This is a genomic window from Candidatus Nanopelagicales bacterium (assembly GCA_030700225.1).
In the GTDB taxonomy this organism is placed as follows: Bacteria; Actinomycetota; Actinomycetes; order S36-B12.
Genome location: JAUYJT010000071.1, coordinates 1 through 17,959, shown reverse-complemented (window position 1 = coordinate 17,959; position 17,959 = coordinate 1). Strand labels below are relative to the sequence as shown.

At 65.0% G+C, this 17,959-nt stretch carries 20 protein-coding genes; 8 read left to right on the top strand and 12 right to left on the bottom strand.

The window, feature by feature from the left end:
* Both Q8P38_11665 and Q8P38_11660 read right to left on the bottom strand, forming a co-directional pair.
* A partial coding sequence (locus Q8P38_11665; protein MDP4015260.1) for a metallophosphoesterase occupies positions 1-710 on the bottom strand: 710 nt, incomplete at its 3' end.
* A 53-nt stretch (positions 711-763) separates the two neighbouring features.
* Entirely contained in the window at positions 764-2,962 is a 2,199-nt protein-coding gene (locus Q8P38_11660; GenBank protein MDP4015259.1) for a transglycosylase domain-containing protein, read from the bottom strand.
* 226 nt (positions 2,963-3,188) lie between these two features.
* Here Q8P38_11660 and Q8P38_11655 point away from each other — a divergent pair, with 226 nt between their 5' ends.
* Positions 3,189-3,536, top strand: coding sequence for a WhiB family transcriptional regulator (locus Q8P38_11655; GenBank protein MDP4015258.1), 348 nt, complete (start codon positions 3,189-3,191; stop codon positions 3,534-3,536).
* 14 nt (positions 3,537-3,550) lie between these two features.
* Here the strand turns inward: Q8P38_11655 and Q8P38_11650 are convergent, their stop codons facing one another.
* Entirely contained in the window at positions 3,551-4,690 is a 1,140-nt protein-coding gene (locus tag Q8P38_11650) for an ArsA family ATPase (protein MDP4015257.1), read from the bottom strand.
* Entirely contained in the window at positions 4,687-5,673 is a 987-nt protein-coding gene (locus Q8P38_11645) for an ArsA-related P-loop ATPase (protein ID MDP4015256.1), read from the bottom strand. Before Q8P38_11645 ends, Q8P38_11650 begins: the two co-directional genes overlap by 4 nt.
* 78 nt (positions 5,674-5,751) lie before the next feature.
* Here Q8P38_11645 and Q8P38_11640 point away from each other — a divergent pair, with 78 nt between their 5' ends.
* The 4 genes from Q8P38_11640 to Q8P38_11625 are packed head-to-tail and all read left to right on the top strand — an operon-like array spanning position 5,752 to position 8,030.
* A complete protein-coding gene (locus Q8P38_11640) occupies positions 5,752-5,910 on the top strand; it encodes a DUF4177 domain-containing protein (protein MDP4015255.1) in 159 nt (52 codons plus the stop codon).
* On the top strand, positions 5,910-6,374 hold the full coding sequence (locus Q8P38_11635) for a RidA family protein (protein ID MDP4015254.1): 465 nt from the start codon (positions 5,910-5,912) through the stop codon (positions 6,372-6,374). The genes Q8P38_11640 and Q8P38_11635 overlap by 1 nt, the downstream gene beginning before the upstream one ends.
* Positions 6,374-7,237: an NUDIX hydrolase gene (locus Q8P38_11630; GenBank protein ID MDP4015253.1), complete on the top strand. Its 864-nt coding sequence runs from the start codon at positions 6,374-6,376 to the stop codon at positions 7,235-7,237. The genes Q8P38_11635 and Q8P38_11630 overlap by 1 nt, the downstream gene beginning before the upstream one ends.
* Before the next feature lie 4 nt (positions 7,238-7,241).
* Positions 7,242-8,030, top strand: coding sequence for an MBL fold metallo-hydrolase (locus Q8P38_11625; GenBank protein MDP4015252.1), 789 nt, complete (start codon positions 7,242-7,244; stop codon positions 8,028-8,030).
* Positions 8,031-8,048: 18 nt separating this feature from the next.
* On the opposite strand, the gene Q8P38_11620 is transcribed toward Q8P38_11625, so the two are convergent.
* Complete coding sequence (locus Q8P38_11620) at positions 8,049-8,723, bottom strand: Crp/Fnr family transcriptional regulator (protein ID MDP4015251.1); 675 nt, start codon at positions 8,721-8,723, stop codon at positions 8,049-8,051.
* Between the two features lie 73 nt (positions 8,724-8,796).
* The gene (locus Q8P38_11615; protein MDP4015250.1) at positions 8,797-9,390 is read right to left on the bottom strand and encodes a hypothetical protein; all 594 of its coding nucleotides are present in this window, start codon (positions 9,388-9,390) and stop codon (positions 8,797-8,799) included.
* A gap of 137 nt (positions 9,391-9,527) precedes the next feature.
* Here Q8P38_11615 and nth point away from each other — a divergent pair, with 137 nt between their 5' ends.
* Both nth and Q8P38_11605 read left to right on the top strand, forming a co-directional pair.
* Positions 9,528-10,205 carry an endonuclease III gene (gene nth, locus Q8P38_11610; GenBank protein MDP4015249.1) on the top strand — a complete coding sequence of 226 codons (678 nt, stop codon included), beginning with the start codon at positions 9,528-9,530 and terminating at the stop codon, positions 10,203-10,205.
* On the top strand, positions 10,202-10,852 hold the full coding sequence (locus Q8P38_11605; protein ID MDP4015248.1) for a CoA pyrophosphatase: 651 nt from the start codon (positions 10,202-10,204) through the stop codon (positions 10,850-10,852). Before nth ends, Q8P38_11605 begins: the two co-directional genes overlap by 4 nt.
* 12 nt (positions 10,853-10,864) lie before the next feature.
* On the opposite strand, the gene Q8P38_11600 is transcribed toward Q8P38_11605, so the two are convergent.
* The 3 genes from Q8P38_11600 to acs form a co-directional block, all read right to left on the bottom strand.
* Positions 10,865-11,785, bottom strand: coding sequence for an alpha/beta hydrolase (locus tag Q8P38_11600; protein ID MDP4015247.1), 921 nt, complete (start codon positions 11,783-11,785; stop codon positions 10,865-10,867).
* On the bottom strand, positions 11,782-12,195 hold the full coding sequence (locus Q8P38_11595; protein ID MDP4015246.1) for a phage holin family protein: 414 nt from the start codon (positions 12,193-12,195) through the stop codon (positions 11,782-11,784). The genes Q8P38_11600 and Q8P38_11595 overlap by 4 nt, the downstream gene beginning before the upstream one ends.
* 197 nt (positions 12,196-12,392) lie before the next feature.
* Positions 12,393-14,372 carry an acetate--CoA ligase gene (acs, locus tag Q8P38_11590; GenBank protein MDP4015245.1) on the bottom strand — a complete coding sequence of 660 codons (1,980 nt, stop codon included), beginning with the start codon at positions 14,370-14,372 and terminating at the stop codon, positions 12,393-12,395.
* Between the two features lie 50 nt (positions 14,373-14,422).
* On the opposite strand from acs, the gene Q8P38_11585 reads away from it, so the two are divergent.
* Positions 14,423-15,226, top strand: a complete 804-nt coding sequence (locus Q8P38_11585; GenBank protein ID MDP4015244.1) for a hypothetical protein — start codon at positions 14,423-14,425, stop codon at positions 15,224-15,226.
* Positions 15,227-15,253: 27 nt separating this feature from the next.
* On the opposite strand, the gene Q8P38_11580 is transcribed toward Q8P38_11585, so the two are convergent.
* The 3 genes from Q8P38_11580 to Q8P38_11570 all read right to left on the bottom strand — a co-directional run.
* Positions 15,254-16,033 carry a matrixin family metalloprotease gene (locus tag Q8P38_11580; GenBank protein MDP4015243.1) on the bottom strand — a complete coding sequence of 260 codons (780 nt, stop codon included), beginning with the start codon at positions 16,031-16,033 and terminating at the stop codon, positions 15,254-15,256.
* Positions 16,034-16,207: 174 nt separating this feature from the next.
* Positions 16,208-17,050: an HAD family hydrolase gene (locus Q8P38_11575; GenBank protein MDP4015242.1), complete on the bottom strand. Its 843-nt coding sequence runs from the start codon at positions 17,048-17,050 to the stop codon at positions 16,208-16,210.
* A gap of 317 nt (positions 17,051-17,367) precedes the next feature.
* Positions 17,368-17,959 (bottom strand): DUF222 domain-containing protein (locus Q8P38_11570; GenBank protein ID MDP4015241.1); only part of this gene is annotated, 592 nt, incomplete at its 5' end.

Sequence of the window (17,959 nt, the reverse complement as noted above, 5' to 3'; positions counted from 1 at the left end):
CGTAGCTGGCCGCCGTGCGTGTGTCCGGCGAGTATCAAGTCGGCCCCATCCACAACCATCTCGTCCAGCACCCTCCTGTAGGGCGCGTGGGTCACCCCGAGCCTCACGTCCACTCCGTCCGGGAACGGCCCCGCTACCAAGTCGTATCGATCCCTAAGGATGTGCGGGTCGTCCACGCCACGGGCCGCCACCGTCCAACCCGGGAGCTCCACGAGTGCCTGCTTGTTGGACAGATCCGCCCAACCCGCCTTAGTCAAGCCCTCCACGAGGTCCGGCCAGGGCAGGAAGTCCCCGCGCGCCTCCATCGATGTGGGACCGCGCAGGTACCGCGCGGGGTTGAGGAACTTCGGCGCGAAGTAGTCGTTGCTTCCCAGCACGAACACTCCGGGCCTGTCCAGCAACGGCTTGAGAGCGTCCAGCACGGGCGCTACAGCGTGAGGACCTGCCAAGAAGTCGCCACTGACGACGACCAGATCCGGCTCCAGGTGGGCTAACCGCGCGATCCAGCGACGCATCCTTAGATGGTCCGTGCTCATGTGCATGTCAGACAGGTGCAGGATTCGCCGCGGTGTGCTTCCAGCGGAGAGAACCGGAACCGCGACTCGTCGCGTTGTGAAACGGTGTGGCTCGACAAACGCCCAGACCCCGGCGGCGACTCCCCCGGCCGCTGCTACAGCGCCGATCGTGGCCCAAGAGCGTCGCGACGGCATGAGGACAGCCTGGCACGGCGCCGACCGCTGAGCACGTCTACGAAAGCGGGCGTTCAGCGGCCGAAGTCGAAGTCCGGCAAGCGGTCCAGCAACTCCCGACCCCAGTCCGTGCCTTTGTCGGGCTTCGGATTGGACGGCGACTGCCCCTGTTCGGGCGGGCCGGAGTCGACGCCCGAGGAGTCGTAGTACGATGGCGCCGATCCGAAGTCCTGGATTGGCAGACCCGAATGCGCTGCGGCCATGGCGGCACGCCAGATTGGCGCTGGCAGCGAACCACCGTAGACCGTGCCGTAGTAGCGGCCGTTTATCACCACGTTTCGCAACGGGTAGCGGTAGCCGCCCCTAGGATCGCCCACCCACACCGCTGATGAGATCTGGGGCGTGTACCCGGCGAACCAGACAGCGGAGGAGGAGTCAGAGGTACCGGTCTTGCCAGCCGCAGGGCGGCCAAACGTCTGTCCAGATGCGGTTCCCCCGGCCCCCAGCGGACCCTTGAGCAGAGATGTAACGGTTTGCGCCACCGCACTGCTCAGGACTCGGTGGCAGTCCGGGCTCGCGTTGTAGATCTTGTGACCGTCCTCAATGCCCACGATCTTGTCGATCGGGTTTGGCTTGCACCAAACTCCGTCGTTGGCGAACCCAGCGAATGCCCCGGCCATATCCAGCGGGACCACCTCGTTGGCGCCGAGAACGAACGACGGAACTCGGTTCAACTGCTTGCCATCTCCGCGCCGAACACCAAGAGACTCGGCGATCTCAGCTTGGCGGCACAAGCTGACCATCTGCTCCAACCCGACGAAGAACGTGTTCACCGAATGCTTCGTGCCGGAGTACATGTCAAAGTTGCCCGCTTCGCTGACGCTGGCGTTGCGCACCGTGTACCCGGGGAATTGGTAACCGTCGCAGTCACGGAATCCGTAGAACGTCTTCACGCCAGGGGCGTTGATCGAGATGTTTGGCGAGATGCCCTTCTCCAGCGCCGCTGCCAGGGTGAACGGCTTGAACGACGAGCCCGACTGCATACCGATCGTGCCACCGTCCGCACGACGCACGTTGTAGTTGTACGTCGTCTTCCCGTTGCCCTTCGTACCCCACTTGGTGTTCTGCGCCATCGCCAGGATCTTGCCCGTGCGCGGCTGAACCATCGAGATGGCGGCGGCCTTATGGCTGGGGTCTCCTATGGGGATGTAGTTCTCGACCGTTCGCTGTGAAGCCTCCTGATCCCCTCGGTCCAACGTCGTGACTATCTCCAGGCCGCCGGTCTGAAGGAAGTTGATCCTGGCCTTCTTCGTCTTGCCAAACGTCGGGGTATTTCGGATGTAGTTGAGCGTGTAGTCACAGAAATACGAGGCATACGCCTTCGTGCACCCGTTCTTGAGGATCTTCGGCGTCAAGTACTTCTTCAAGGGGGTCTTCTTGGCCTTCGTGTACTGCGCCGACGTTATGTCACCCAGCTCTAACATCCGCAGTAGCACCTGGTTCCTGCGCGCGGTGGACGCCTTGGGGTTGCGGATCGGGTCAAACGCGGCTGGCTGCTGGATGATTCCGGCCAAGGTGGCCGCCTCGACGAGATCCAGCTCCTTCGCGGATGTTCTGAAGTACGTCTGCGCCGCGACCTCAACTCCGTAGGCACCGGCGCCGTAGTAGGCGGCATTGAGGTAGCCGCCAAGAATCGCGTCTTTGGAGACTTCCTTCTCCAGCGCGATGGCGTATCGAGCTTCGCGTAACTTCCGTTCAGCCGTTCGTTCGGTAGCGGCCATCTTCTCAGCGTCGGTCTTCGCGTTGTTCAACAAGACCAGCTTGACGTACTGCTGAGTGATGGTTGAACCACCCTGCATTACCTCCCCGCTCTGCTGATTCGTTGCCAGAGCCCTCAACGTGCCGCGAACATCCACGCCATTGTGCTCATAGAAGCGCGAGTCTTCGATCGCGATTACCGCCTTCAGCAGAACGGGAGCGACCTTCTTCAGCGGCACGATTACGCGGTTCTCTTCCCAGAAATACGCCAGGGTCTTTCCGCCAGAATCCTGAACTGTCGACCGCTGAGGAAGCACGGGCTGGCCGAGCTTCTGCGGATATGATTCGAAGCCCTCAATCGCCGTCTTGGCTACGGCGCTAACCCCACCAACAGCGGGCATCGCGATCCCGGCCGCGACGACCCCAGCGACCACGGCGGTCCCCACGAAAGTGCAAAGAAGCCGAACCTGAACTGACGACCCGTGGGTCGTCTGGTCACGATTCGCAGATGCCACGGCCATATGACGCACAGAATACGCCGCGCGGTTCCCAGGCCGAGATGACGTTGCCGAACCAAGTCTCAACGCTCATCAAATGGTCACTCTGGACTACAAGAGATAGGCCTCCAAGACCTGTGATCGAGGTCACTCTCCGCGTAGCGTCCGTCACATCGAGCGTCGTGATCTTGGGCAGCGCTTCTGCGGTCCCGGGGAACGCCAGCAGGGAAGGACTACAACCCTTATGAGCTGGAGTGCTGACTGGGCATCATCGGCGGCGTGCAACGGAACTGACCCAGATGAGCTATTCGTGCAGGGCGCGGCTCAGAACCGCGCGAAGCTGATCTGCATGGGCTGTGACGTCAGGACTGAATGCCTGGCCGACGCGCTCGACAATCGCGTCGAGTTCGGCGTTTGGGGTGGCATGACAGAACGGGAGCGGCGAGCCCTGCTCCGTCGGCGAGAGGATGTGACGTCTTGGCGCCGCCTCCTCCAGGTCGCCCAAGACGAGTACGAGCGCCTGGGCGTCACTGTCCCGTCTGGGGACTGCTGGGTCCCCCAACAGTCACACGCTGTCCGGCACACGACCTGACCCGCGCGCCCCAGTCAGCTGCCCACCAAGAGGGAACCGATCTCTCGCAGCCCATCCAGGTCATGAACGTCATCAGCGAGGGCCGGAACCACGACTTGGGCAACCCCTGGGTGAGCCGCGGTGAATCGCTCCGCGAGGTGTCTCTGCCTCGCCGCCGTTCGAACAGTGTCCGCGTGCATCCGCAGCAGCGCCGCCGTCACGATGTGCTGGCCTGATTCCTCGAGAGTCTCGGCCCCCACGATCGCTTCCTCCGCCGTCAAAGCCTCAGCGGGCGACACCGTGACCCTGTTGAGCACGAGCCCCTCGATAGGCATCCCCTCTGACGCCAGGCGGTCCACGAAGTAGGTTGCCTCGCGGATCGCGTCCGTTTCCGGGGCGGCCACCACAACGAACGCGGTTCCGCGCGCCTGCAACAGGCGGTAGGTCGCATCGGCCCGGGACCGGAAGCCCCCGAAGATCGTCTCCAGGGTTTCGACGAATGTCGACACGTCAGACAGAAGCTGTGTGCCCACTACCCTGCTGAGTACCGACGACACCAGCCCGACTCCAACGCCAAACACGCGCCCGAATCCGCGTCCAGCCCCCTTGGCTGGTGCGCTGAGGATGCGGATGAAGCGGCCATCCAGAAACGACCCCAAGCGCTTGGGCGCGTCAAGGAAATCAAGCGCGGAGCGTGACGGGGGCGTATCCACCACGATCAGATCCCACGATCCGTCCGCTTCTGACTTGTCGCGGAGTTGGGCCAGCTTCTCCATGGCCATGTACTCCTGCGTCCCCGCGAACGAACTCGACAGCGCTACGTAGAACGGGTTCACGAGCACTTGTTGGGCGCGCTCAGGGTCGGTGTGCGCCACAACTAGCTCGTCGAACGTGCGCTTCATGTCCAGCATCATGGCGTCGAGCGACCCCGTGCCATCCACGTCGCGCACGGCCCTGGGAGTGTTGTCCAACTCGCTCAGGCCCATCGACTGGGCGAGTCGACGAGCGGGGTCGATCGTCAGAACGACTACGCGCCTGCCGGACTCCGCGGCTCGCAGCGCCAAGGCTGCGGCGATCGTTGTCTTGCCAACCCCTCCGCTGCCGCAACACACGACTATCCGGGTCTCGGGGTCCGCGAGCAGTGTGGCGACGTCGAAAGCCTGCGCGCGGGTCACCTGGGTGCCCGCTCTCTTATCGATGCCGCCAGCTCATACAGCCCGCCCAAGTCCACACCGTCGCGCAGCAGGGGAAGATCAATTGGGGAGATCCCATGCCCTACGAGCCGGTTCCGCTCACGCTGCTCCAGACGCACCCGAGTGACGTGATCCGCGGCCTCGACCCGCAGTGCGTGAGTCAAGGATTCAGTACGAAGTCGCGGCGACACTCCGGCAGCGAGAAGCCCAGCGGCGATCTCGTCCTGCGCGACAGGCTCATCGCTATCGAGCACCTCTTCCGGCAAGAGTTCCCGGTGGATCTGGTTGACGAACACTTCTCCGGTCGGAAGCCCGGCGGAGCGCAGTTCGCTGAGGCCGTCCAACGTCTCCTGGACGGGCATCTCCTCCAACAAGGACACCAGGTGTATCGCCGTCTCGCTGGATTTCAGGACGCGCATCACCGAGTCGGCCTGGTTTCTAATCGGGCCCACGCGGGTCACGGTGGCTACTTCGGTGTTGACGTTGAGGAAGCGCGTGATCCTCCCGGTTGGGGGCGCGTCCATCACAACAGCGCCATAGACGAAGCTCCTGCCAGAGCGCCGTCTGACAGCTTCGCCCGTCTTGCCGGTGAGGAGGACGTCCCGCAAGCCCGGTGCGATCGTCGTGGCGAAGTCAATCGCGCCCAAACGCTTCAGCGCGCCGCCCGCTCGCTTGATGTTGTAGAACATCCGCAGGTACTCCAGGACGGCGCGCTCCGCGTCGATCGCCTGGCCGAGGACCTCCCCTCCGCCGGAGGTCACAGCGATGCGCTGTTCCTCATACGCCAGAGGCGGCAGATCGAACAGCTGGGCGATGCCCTGACGCCCCTCGACCTCCACGAGCAGAACCCGATGTCCACCTTCCGCCAGAGCGAGGGCTAGTGCGGACGCGACGGTCGTCTTGCCAGTGCCGCCCTTGCCGGAAACTATATGAAGGCGCACGCCTGGCCAAAGTTCACACGCCACGCACCCAGGGTAGTGGTGAGCCCGACCGCAAGCCGATCGCCGCCGGACCCTGGCGGGGCTGTGGGTAGGGTCTGATCCATGACGCGATGGGAGTACGTGACAGCGCCGGTCCTGGTGCACAACACGAAGCAGATTCTCGACAACTGGGGAGCTGACGGCTGGGAACTCGTGCAGGTGGTCCCGGGCCCGAACCCGGAAGTGCTGATCGCCTACTTCAAGCGCCCCGGCCAGACCTGATGGGACAGGTCGAGGGGCGTTTGGCCGCTGTGGGACTGTCGGTCCCACAGGTAGTTCCGCCCCTGGCCGCCTACGTGCCCGCTGTCCGCGAAGGATCATGGATCTTCACCTCAGGACAACTGCCGATGCGCGATGGATCCTTGATGAGGACCGGCCTTGTCGGAGCCGAAGTCCGGATCGAACACGCCACCGAATGCGCCGCGCAAGCGGCCCTGAACGCCCTCGGCGCCATCAAGTCGGTTATCGGAAACCTGGACGAAGTCTTGCGCGTGGTCAAGGTCGTCGGATACGTGGCCACGGCTCCCGGGTTCATCGAGATCCCACACGTGGTCAACGGGGCGAGCGCGTTGCTCCAGACCGCCTTCGGGGACGCTGGCACCCACGCCCGCTCCGCCATCGGATGCGCATCACTGCCGCTCGGATCACCAGTCGAGATTGAGCTGACAGTTTCGGTGGCGGGCTGATGTCGCGGAAGGAGCCGCCCGGCGGCAGCGAGCCCGAGCCTCTAGATCTACCCATACCCGCGGAACTCACACGCCGCGCACGCAGCATCGCCGAATCGGAAGACGCGCAATGGATCCCAGTGCCCGCGCGAGATGCCGCGACTGTGGTCTTGCTGCGCGGCACTCGCTCTGGGTTCGAAGTCTTCTTGCAGCGCCGGGTCGGGACCATGGCCTTCGCCGCCGGAATGTACGTGTTCCCAGGGGGCAGGGTCGAGGACCGCGATGCCGATCCATCCGTGCCGTGGATCGGAGACCGGCAATTCGAGCCATTCAAGCTCCGCCCCGAGTGCGCACCAACAGCGAGTTTCCGGGCGATGACGGTGGCCGCGGCACGCGAGACCTGGGAAGAAGCGGGAGTCAGTCTCGCCACTGCCTCCTCCCGCCGAGTTCGGCCCCCTGACACATCGCAGGACTTGCTTGGGTGGCTCGCGGAGGTCGGCGCGACCATCACCGCGACTGACCTGCACCCCTGGGCGCATTGGGTCACGCCAGAGGCAGAACGCCGCCGGTTCGACACCCGGTTCCTGGTCGCTGCCCTGCCAGAAGAGCAGCAGGCGACTGAGCGTGGGTCCGAATCCGATGACTCAACATGGATCGACCCCGGCTCGGCGCTCACGAAGGCTGGAGCCGGTGAACTGCCAATGCTGCCGCCGACCTTGAGGTCGCTGCAGCTACTGACGGAGTTCGCGGACGTGTCCTCGGTGCTGCGCCACGCGCGAGAGCTGAGGCCGACACCCCTGTTGCCCAAGCCGGAGTTGACCAAGACCGGGGAAGTGCGCTGGGTGATCGTAGACGCGTACTCCCAGGAGCCAATCTGGCCGTGATGAGATGACGTTGAAGCAGATCGGATCCAGCGAACCGTGGTCGGGCGGAACCGTGGCCCCAGGAGCGTCCTGTGTGCTGGCCCCCAACCCGTCGGCCCTGACGCTGGACGGCACCAACACCTGGATCCTCGGCTACCCGGGTGCCAAGGAAGTCGTCCTGGTTGACCCGGGGCCCTCCGACCCGCGTCACCTGGAGAGAGTGCGCTCGACACTGGCCTCCCAAGGTGCCCGCGTGAAGTTGATACTTCTCACCCACAAACACTCCGATCACGCCCAGGCCGCGCCGGAGTTCGCCCGCGTATTCGGAGCACCGATCATCGCGCCGTTCGGCGGCGAAGTCACAGCGGTCCCGGATCTAGGTATTGAAGCTATCGCTACGCCAGGGCACAGCAGCGACTCAGTGTCGTTCTTCGTCAGATCACAGTCGGCTCTAGTCACAGGCGACACCGTCCTGGGTCGCGGAACCACTGTGGTCGCCCACCCGGACGGGTCGCTGGCGGACTACCTGCGTTCCCTCCAGGCTCTGCGGAACCTGGCCGAGGCCGAGGCCGTGGAGCTGATCCTGCCCGGTCACGGGCCGGTGCTCCGCGATCCGGTGTCAGTGCTTTCTGACTACTTGGAGCACCGTCATGAGCGGCTCGAGCAGGTCCGACGAGCCGTTCACGCTGGCGCCCGTTCAGCGGCGGACATAGTCAGCGCGGTCTACCAACCCATCCCGCCACAGGTAGTGCCAGCGGCAACCGCGAGCGCACGCGCACAACTGGAGTACCTCGCGGAACTGGGTGAGATCTGAAGCAACAGCCGTCGGCGGCTACCGAGCCCGGCGCTGCAATCTGTCGACGTCCGCGAGCGTGACGGAGCGAGAGTCGAGCCTGATCCACCCACGCTGCGCGAAGTCGGCCAGAGCCTTGTTGACGGTCTCGCGCGACGCGCCCACGAGCTGCGCGAGTTCCTCCTGAGTCATATCGTGAGTGACTGTCAGGCCATCTTCCGTTGAGACTCCAAAGCGTTCGCCAAGATCCAGCAGCGCCTTCGCCACACGGCCAGGAACGTCGGAGAAGACTAGGTCCGACATGGCCTCGTTCGTCTTGCGCAGCCTCTTGGCCAGAGCCCGCAGCAAAGCCTCCGCGACCTCGGGGCGCCCAGCGAGCCACGGCCGCAGCGCATCGTGCCCAACCTCGCGGGCGACGATGTCAGTCAACGCTGTGGCGGTTGCCGTGCGGGGCCCGGGGTCGAACAGTGACAGCTCACCGATCATCTCGCCCGGACCCAGAACTGCCAGAAGGGTGTCGCGGCCGTCAACCGAAGCCGTGCCGAGCTTGATCTTGCCTTCTTCCAGCACGTACAGGCGATCGCCCTCATCGCCCTCGCGGAACAGCAGATCGCCCTTGGCGAGCCGCACTTCGTGTGTCGCCGCACGAAGGGCCGCGGCTGCTTCGGGACCCAGGGCAACGAACAGCGGCGCCTGCATAAGCACGTCGTCCACGACTGCTCTCCTATTCGACCTGACCGCAGACAGTGTGTCGCAGATCGGCGGCCGTTGTCGATCTATAGGCAGATCACATGAAGGCAGCCGGCAATCGTTCTCTCAAAGCGGTCAGCGCCAGGACGGGATCTTCTCTGTACCTAACGATCAATTCCTGAGTCACGCGGTCGATTCGGGAGTGAAGCTCGCGCCTGTAGGCAGATAGATCAGCCTCAGCCAGCTTGAGTTGCTCGATCAGCTCGCGTTGCCCGGCTTCGTCCTGTTCATCGACCTCTCGTGACCACAGCTCAGCGATGTCGGGCATGCGCGGCAGATCGTCCACAGGTTCGATGGTCAACGCGGCCACGCGCCTGTGGGAAACGTTGGAATCCGCCAGGACGCTTGTTAGCTGGGCCACTTCGAGTCGACCCCGGCGATGGGGCCGCTGGAGGAGATCCAGCCGAGCCTGCACAATGCGCCGCCAGTAGGAGACACGGCACTCCTCATCGCTCAGGCCGCTGCGCATCGCGCGCAAGGACTCAAGTGGATGAGTAGCGAATGCTGGGTCGCGATCAGGCTGAGGGCGCCCCCCTCTGGGGGAACTCCCGTTCTGTCGTGCCTTGACCTTGGCAGTCTGGGTCAAGGCCCGCTGCTCCGGAACCACATTGATCGCGGATTGAGTCGACATGGTCCTCCTCCCCCGGCTCGGATTGGGTATGTCATCTGGCTCTGCGTAGCCCTTGGTAAGTGCCTTATCGCCCCCACGACTAGCGCGCTTGAGACGCTTCCTCCATTCGGGTGCAGCCGCGCACCTACCCTGGTTGAGTGAGGCGCCAGAACAACCGGGCAGACGAGAGCCCGCTCGCGCAAGTTCGCCGTGCGCGGCGCATCTACAGGGCGCTGGCCATGACCTATCCCGACGCCCATTGCGAACTCGATTTCGAAGGAGCCTTCCAACTTCTCGTCGCCACGGTGTTGTCGGCGCAGTGCACGGACAAGCGCGTGAATCAAGTGACCCCACGGATCTTCGCCAGGTACCCGAACCCACAATCCCTCGCGGCGGCCGACACCGCGGAGTTGGAGGACCTGATACGGCCCACCGGCTTCTTCCGCGCGAAGGCGGCCAATCTGCGAGCCTCGTCAGCGCGCATCTGTGACGAACACGGCGGCCACGTGCCAGGCACTCTGCGGGATCTGATCACGCTGCCCGGTGTGGGCCGCAAGACCGCCAACGTCATCCTGGGCAACGCATTCGGTGTCCCTGGAATCAGCGTCGACACGCACGTCTCGCGCCTCGCCAAGCGTCTTGGGTTGACCGCGCGCGAGGATGCCGATCACATCGAGTCTGACCTGATGGGCTTGTTCCCCCGTGCGCAGTGGACACAGTTGTCGCACGTTCTCATCTGGCACGGCCGACGCTGCTGTCACGCCCGCAGACCGACCTGTTGGGTCTGCCCTATCTCGCAATGGTGCCCCTCCGCCGCCACACTGGGATCTCGATGAACGATCCGTGGCTCGATGAAACCGTCGTGTCTGCCCTGCCGGACTGGCTGTCCGACATGGTCGAGGCCGTACGCGGTATAACGGCGGACAAGCTGACGCGGTTCCTTCCGCCAGCGAGCGGCGGAAGACCTGGAGCTGTCCTGATCCTGCTCGGCGAGTCAGGCGGCCGACCCGACGTGCTGCTGACGGAGCGATCACCGACCATGCGGTCACATCCTGGGCAGCCAGCCTTCCCAGGCGGGGCGGTCGACGATGCCGACCCGGACGCGGTCGCGGCTGCGCTTCGCGAGGCAGCGGAGGAGACTGGACTGGACCCGCGCGGCGTTGTGGTGTTTGGAACCCTCCCGGAGCTTTGGCTGCCGCCGTCCGGCTTCGTCGTGACGCCCGTCATGGCTTGGTGGTCCACGCCGACACCCGTAGGCACCGGCAACCCGGCCGAAGTGAGCGCAGTGCACCGGGTCGGCATAGCCGAGCTGGCCGACCCAGACAACCGCGTACTGGTCCGCCACCCCCTCGGCTTCGAGGGACCCGGGTTCCAAGTGCGGGGCATGCTGGTCTGGGGCTTCACGGCCGGCCTGTTGTCCAAGCTGATGGAGGAGGCTGGCTGGGCCCGACCATGGGACCCAACACGAGTCGTAGCGCTCTGAACTGTCGGCTGACTACCTGCTGTGAACCTTGTTCAGCCAGGGCACCAGAGCCTCGCAGAACCTAACGCCGTCCTCCTCGTGGGGGAAGTGGCCAATGCTTCGCATGTCCACCCTGTCGAACGGACCTGTCACATACGCCTCGCTGCCCGCGTACGTCCTGCCCAGGATGCTGACGTCTGAGTCACCGAGGATCTGTAGGACGGGCTGCTGAACCGGGAACCGCATCCGGTGAATGAACTGCCGACCATCCGACCTCTGGATCGAACGGAAGGCCCACCGGTAGTACTCCAGCGCGCAGTGGGCCGTTGAACTGAACTGCATGGCCCGACGGAACATGAGCGCCGTCTCTGGATCCGGCCACCCTGGCGTTCCGGACCACAGTCGCAGCAGGAACTCCACGCGCTCCGCGTCCTTCTTCACCAAGGAGTGCTCCGGAGCCAAAGGCCACTGAAAACCAAGCGTGTAGCGGGAGAGTCGACGCTGCTCTGGATCTTGCGTATTGGCCTGGCGCATCCTGACCGGGTGCGGGGCGGAGACGGTGGCGATCGCGCGAATCACGGGAGCTCTCATTACCGCCGCACTCCAGGCGACGGTACCGCCCAGGCCGTGCCCAACGACTACGGCGGATGACTCACCCAGCGACCGGATCACGCCCGCGACGTCGGCCGACAGAGTCATCGGGTCGTAGCCGTGCGGCGTGTGGTCCGACCCACCGTAGCCCCGCAGGTCCATGGCGACCGCGTGATAGCCAGCGTCCGCCAGCGCCCCCAGATGAGTGCGCCAGGTCCACCAGTACATCGGGAAGCCGTGAAGCAGCACGACCAAAGGGCCAGCCCCACAGTGGACAGTGTGAAACCGAGCACCGTTCGCGGCGACGTCACGATGCTCCCAGGGTCCGGGGAACATGACCGCCGCCTGGGGCGTGAGATTCACCGTCGGACCTGCGGAGCGTTCCTGTTCCGTCCGGCATCATCTCCAGAGACAGACTCGCTTGCGGGCTTGCCCGTGAGCATCTTCGCGGTGCGCTCCCATTCGGCTGTGGCCAGAGTCGGTGCCTGGATACGGTTGGCCCTGGCGCGACCCACCAAGCCCAAGACAGTCGCGATGATCAACAGGACAGCGGCGACGATACCGAAACCGGCCCACTGAGGCAGTCCGAGCGCAACCAGTCCGTAGGCGGCGGCCACCAGCAGGAAGATCGCTCCCAGCAATCCGGCTCCCGCTGCTCCCCCGAAGAGCCCGCCAACCGTCACTACTTCGGTACCGGTCTCCTTCGCCTCAGTCCGCGTCAGCTCGACTTGGGCCTTGAACAGGTGCTGGGCGTCCGACCCCACCGACGACATCAAGGATCGAAAAGACGCGTCCCCCTTCTCCCCCGCTTTGCGGGGGGACCCCCAACCGCTGCGCGGCGGGCGGGGGGACCCCCACCGGCCGCTACCGACGTCAGCCACTTGCGTACTCCCGTCCGCTCGACTTGCGTCGCAGCCTAGTGCGAGCAGGCCTTCAGCGCGCGGCGGCGCTCAAGGTTGCCATCAACGGCTCACTCTTCGGTCGAGTGCGTCAAGCCTTCGGCGATGAGGTCCATCACCGTCGCGTCGGCCAGAGTCGTGACGTCTCCCATCGACCTGTGCTCGGCCACGTCCCTCAACAATCTGCGCATGATCTTCCCCGAGCGCGTCTTGGGGAGTTCAGCGACGACAAGGATCTGCCGCGGCTTGGCGATCGGGCCGATTTCGTGCGCGACATGCTCCCGAAGGTGGCTGACCAGGTGATCTCCCTCCCCGGCCCCGGCGCGCAGGATGACGAAGGCGACGATTCCCTGCCCAGTCATCTCGTCCGTGGCTCCGACAACGGCGGCCTCGGCGACAGCTTCGTGCGCGACAAGGGCGGACTCGACTTCAGTCGTGGAGATCCGGTGCCCAGAGATATTCATGACATCGTCGACCCGTCCAAGCAACCAGATCGCACCGTCCTCGTCAAGCTTGGCCCCATCCCCAGCGAAGTAGAGGCCTGGCCAGCGGGACCAGTAGGTGTCCACGTAACGCTGGTCGTCGCCCCAGATCCCCCGAAGCATCGCGGGCCAGGGTTCGTTCAGGACGAGATACCCACCGCTACCTGGGCTCACCGCGACTCCGGCGTCGTCGACTACTTCGGCGCGGATACCGGGCAGCGCTGTCATCGCCGATCCTGGCTTGGTCGCGGACACACCAGGCAGCGGGGAGATCATGATGGCTCCAGTCTCCGTCTGCCACCACGTGTCCACGACGGGGCACTCGCCTCCACCGATCACGTGCCTGTACCAGATCCACGCTTCAGGGTTGATGGGCTCGCCAACTGAACCGAGGAGCCTCAGGGACGACAGATCGAACGCGTTCGGCAGCTCATCCCCCCACTTCATGAACGTTCGAATCGCTGTTGGAGCCGTGTACAGGATCGTCACTCGGTGCTTCTGGACTATCTCCCACCAGCGGCCCTTGTGAGGCGTGTCTGGCGTTCCCTCGAAGATCACCTGCGTCGCGCCATTGGCGAGCGGACCGTATACGACGTAGGAGTGACCCGTGACCCAGCCGACGTCAGCCGTGCACCAGAAGACATCGCGCTCTGGCTTGAGGTCGAACACCGACCAATGCGTGAAGGCGCACTGGGTCAGGTACCCCCCAGTCGTGTGCAGAATCCCCTTCGGCTGCCCCGTCGTGCCCGAGGTGTAGAGGATGAACAGCGGATGCTCTGAATCGAACGGCTCGGGCTGGTGAGTCACAGGCGCCGGGTCTACTACGTCATGCCACCAACTGTCCCGTTCGGTCCACTCGACCTCGCAGCCAGTTCGGCGCACGACCAGGACATCGCGCACGCTTGGGCTCGATGCGACAGCCTCATCCACGGCCGGCTTCAGCGGCATGACCGAGCCTCGCCGATACTGCCCGTCCGCGGTGATGACCAGGCTGGCTTGGGCGTCCTCGATACGAGTGCGCAACGCTTCGGCGGAGAATCCAGCGAACACGACCGAGTGCGGGGCGCCTATCCGGGCACACGCGAGCATCGCGATAACCGCCTCGGGGATCATCGGCAGGTAGATCGCGACGCGATCGCCGGCCTGGACCCCGAGCTGGATCAGCGCGTTTGACGCCTGCGCTACGCGGCGCTGGAGCTGCGCGTAACTGATCTCCTCAGAATCACCCGCTTCACTCTCGAAGATGATCGCTGTTCTGTCTCCACGCCCAGCTTCGACGTGGCGGTCGAGGCAGTTGTACGCGACGTTGATCTTCCCGCCAACGAACCAGCGGGCGAAGGGGGGCCGTGTCCAGTCCAAAGTGGTCTCCCACCGCTGGGACCACGAAAGGCGATCGGCCTGCTCGTCCCAGAACGCCAGCCGATTCGCCTCAGCGTCCGCGTAGGCGCCCTGCTTGACATTCGCCTGTTCCGCGAAGCTGGGTGACGGTGGGAAGACTCGGTTCTCGTGCAGTAAGTTCTCTAGGGCCTCCTGGTGCACCCCGACCTCCAACTTGTCCGGACACAGCATGTCCACGCGTCAACGACTGACCCTAACCTCAGGCTGGGTACGGTTTCAGGATGGCGTCGGATCGTTTCTCGGTTGTGGCCCAGCAGCCGGAAGTCGTGGACTCGGCGGCCCAAGCTCGGGCAGCCGTCGATGAGTTGCTCTGGAACCGCGCGGTCAGGCGGGTCGGACCAGCCTTGGCGGCGGAGTCAGCGCTCGTCGGAGCGTGGTGCGATGCTGCCTTCGAGGGAGCGGAGACCAGTCTGGACTCACTGCGCGCGGGCACGCTGGAGGACTCTCCGATGGGGCGTGTGGCGGCCCAGGCCGTCTCGATGTACGCACGAATTCCGGAGCTCGCGCGGGTCTGGGACACGGCTCCGGGTCAAGTCTTGGCTGGACTTCATTCGACCGTGGCCTCGGGCATGCGACCGGATGAGGAAATCGGCCGACCCAGATCCGCCGACATCGCCGATGATCCTCTTAGGCTGCCCCCGGCGCCTCTAGGCGCCGAAGCTGCCGAGCGACTGGCTAGGCTCACCCGCTGCCTGGGATCCTGGTCGCAGGCGCCTGCCATTGTCGTCGCTGGATTCGTTCACGGCGAGATCGCTTCCCTACGTCCATTCTCGTGGGGTTCTGGACTCGTCGCGCGTGCGATGACGCGCCTCGTGCTGCGTGCCAAGGGTGTCGATCCAGACAGCTTCTCAATCCCCGAGGCTGGCTTCAGGGCACTAGGTCGACCTCGCTACGTCGCCGCACTGCGCGGCTTCGGCTCCGGGGAGGTCGCGGGCGTGACACGCTGGCTTTGCCTGCACAACGAAGCCGTGCGGATCGGCGCCCGCGAAGCCGCGGCCAGGGCCGCTGAACTTCCCGAGTCGTGACAGGCCTAGGTGGCAGGGCCGTCGAAGCTACCGCTTCTGGCACGGCATCTCTGTCAACTCGCGCAGGCCAGCGACATCTACTGGCGCTGGGCGCGTCCGATCTTCAGGAAGCGTGGTTCGCATGATCGAATCAGGATCATCCTCATGTCCGAGCCCCAACGCGTGGCCGGACTCGTGCTGGTACAGGGTCCGGCGAAGCCCCTGAGGGCTCAGATTGACTGCGTCTGCTACGTCGATCATCACGAAGCCCCGATCCCCAACGAGGGCGGCGCTGTCCGCTGAACCCCGCGTGAGGGCTTGCAGCCCAGCATTGCCCGCCGTTCGGCCGACCAGTTCGGAGGAGACCCGGTCGGCGGGAGCGCTGGGATCATCCGAAGCGAACACGTACGTGATGCCGATCGTTCCTTCGGCGACCGAGTCAACGTCCACGCCACCGTCCTTTGTGGACGACAAGGTCCGCTGACCCGCGTACCGGAACCAGTAGCGGCCGTCGGACGCCGCCGACCAGGCCTCGAACACCGACCGCCACAAGGACAACTCCTCGTCGACATCAAAGCCCGCGTTGGCGGCCTGGGAGCTGTCGACGGTGTACGCGATCTCCCCTGGACACCAGCGGGCTGGATACCGGTATGCGGGAGAGGTCAGCAGGAACGAGTGCTGGCCTGGGTCCGGAACGTCCGCGGGCGATGCCGCCGCGAGTCTCTCCGTTTGGGCACTTGGTGCATCCGGAACATCGACACCAGCGTTCACACCGGGCGCCACCGGAGCGGCCGCGTTGACCATGATGACCGCGACCGCTGTGATCACGACAGCGCCCCGCGCGCACCATCGGAAGTCAGCCTGTCCCATACGGCATTGACTCGGAGTCCCGCACTGTTTCGCTCGTTGAGATCTGGATCAATCCCCCGAATGGAGCAACGATGCGGATCGCCCTGGCGCCTCAGAGCACACCGCCAGCCTCAGCCAGCACGGCCGCCCGCCTCAGCCAGCTCGACCGCCAGCCCTGCGGCGCGCATACCAGGCCAGGCCCACAGCGACGGCGCTACCCAGAGCCATGGCGGCAACGCGGCGGCCTTCTTTCGTCTCCAACGGCGTTCGCATCGCAGTCGGCTTGGAGAACTTCAGAGTCGGCCATTCCCGCTCCTCGGCGATTTCTCGAAGCTCGCTGTCTGGATTCGTTGGAACCGGGTGCCCTACAACTTCGAGCATTGGCAAGTCTGTGTGGGAATCGCTATACGCGTAGCAGTCCGCCAGCTCGTAGCCGCGCTCATCGGCGAGAGCACGAATAGCCTCCGCCTTCTGCTCCCCGTACGCGTAGAAGAGGATCTCGCCGGTGTAGGCGCCTTCCTCCACAGCCATCTGCGTACCGACCGCCAAGTCGGCTCCAAGTCGCTGCCCAATCGGCTCGACTACCTCCGTGCCCGACGAGGAGATGATGATTACGTCTCTTCCGGCCGCGTGATGCTCCTCGAAGAGGTCAAGTGCCTCTGAGTAGACGATCGGGTCCACGATCGCCTCCATGGCCTCGGACACGATCTCCTGGACGCGAGCGACCGGCCAGCCCTTCACGAGGCTGGACAGGTAGACGCGCGCCTGTTCCATCTGCTCGTGGTCGGCGCCGGACATGATGTAGACGAACTGGCCGTACGCGGCCTTGATCGCGTCAGAGCGCCCTATCAAGCCGCCCTTGTACATCTTTCTGGTGAAAGCCAGCGTGCTGGACTTCGCCAGGATCGTCTTGTCCAGGTCGAAGAACGCCGCAGCACTTCTCGGCGACCCGATGTCGTCGCCCGGATCGCCAGGTCGGAGTGGATCTGGATCCATCCAACGAGTCTATGCGCGGATCCCCCAGCCTGCCCGGCAGTCACGTCCGCGCGGGTTCGGCCGCCACCGCGCAAGCTCGCCCGCCACCGCGCAAGCTCCTGGTTTGCGTCTGACTTCGCCAGGGGTTTCGGACTGTGGCGGAAGCTAGCCGGTGCGGGATCTGGCTGTGTCCGTTTTGTCGGGTGTTTGGGCTGGATCGACCCGTAATGGTTGCTATAGCGGCTCTTCGGATTTGGGTGGGGGTCCCCCCACCCGCGAAGCGGGAAGGGGGAGGGGCGCGGCCTCGGGCCCCCACCCCGGCTACTCCCGTAGTGGCGCTACTCCAGTAGTAGCGGCGGGGGCTTGTCGGTGATGGTGATGCCCGCTGGTGTTCGCCATGTCCATCCGGCCGCTGCCGCGTTGCCGTCTTGCCCTGTCTTGGGGTCTGGGCCAGGGTCGGGGTCCAGGCCCGGGTCGAGGTCCCAGCCGTGGTGCGTCTTGATGTTGTGATGCCTCCGACACAACGGCCCAAGGTTCTCCGCTGTGGTAGCCCCCTTGGGCCATGGGAGCGCGTGATCAAGATCGCAAGCCTGGGACTGGCGGCGGCAGCCAGGATGGCGGCAATACGGTTCGCGTGCCCGAACCAACCGAGCCAACGCCGCACCCGGGGTGTACGTTCGAGAACCAGTCGCCGTCACCGTCGACGATGCCGCGTCGGTGACCCACATGCGCCACGTTCCGTCAGCGGCCAGCTCACGAGCCACCTGGGCCGGGACCGGACCCAAGCCAGTCACCTCGCCAGGGTCCTCGGCCAGCCCCAGGAGGCTGTCCAAGCCGACGACGACGTTCACCTCAACGCCAGTGGCGGCGGACCCAGCGGCGGAACCAGCGGCGGCGGAGCCCGTGGGGTTGTTCAGGATGAGGTCGGTG

Coding starts and splice junctions, on each gene's coding strand:
- Q8P38_11655 (MDP4015258.1), top strand. CDS start 3,189: ATGAGCTGGAGTGCTGACTGGGCATCATCGGCGGCGTGCAACGGAACT.
- Q8P38_11640 (MDP4015255.1), top strand. CDS start 5,752: ATGACGCGATGGGAGTACGTGACAGCGCCGGTCCTGGTGCACAACACG.
- Q8P38_11635 (MDP4015254.1), top strand. CDS start 5,910: ATGGGACAGGTCGAGGGGCGTTTGGCCGCTGTGGGACTGTCGGTCCCA.
- Q8P38_11630 (MDP4015253.1), top strand. CDS start 6,374: ATGTCGCGGAAGGAGCCGCCCGGCGGCAGCGAGCCCGAGCCTCTAGAT.
- Q8P38_11625 (MDP4015252.1), top strand. CDS start 7,242: ATGACGTTGAAGCAGATCGGATCCAGCGAACCGTGGTCGGGCGGAACC.
- Q8P38_11615 (MDP4015250.1), bottom strand. CDS start 9,390: ATGTCGACTCAATCCGCGATCAATGTGGTTCCGGAGCAGCGGGCCTTG.
- Q8P38_11605 (MDP4015248.1), top strand. CDS start 10,202: ATGAACGATCCGTGGCTCGATGAAACCGTCGTGTCTGCCCTGCCGGAC.
- Q8P38_11595 (MDP4015246.1), bottom strand. CDS start 12,195: ATGTCGTCGGTGGGGTCGGACGCCCAGCACCTGTTCAAGGCCCAAGTC.
- acs (MDP4015245.1), bottom strand. CDS start 14,372: ATGCTGTGTCCGGACAAGTTGGAGGTCGGGGTGCACCAGGAGGCCCTA.
- Q8P38_11585 (MDP4015244.1), top strand. CDS start 14,423: ATGGCGTCGGATCGTTTCTCGGTTGTGGCCCAGCAGCCGGAAGTCGTG.
- Q8P38_11575 (MDP4015242.1), bottom strand. CDS start 17,050: ATGGATCCAGATCCACTCCGACCTGGCGATCCGGGCGACGACATCGGG.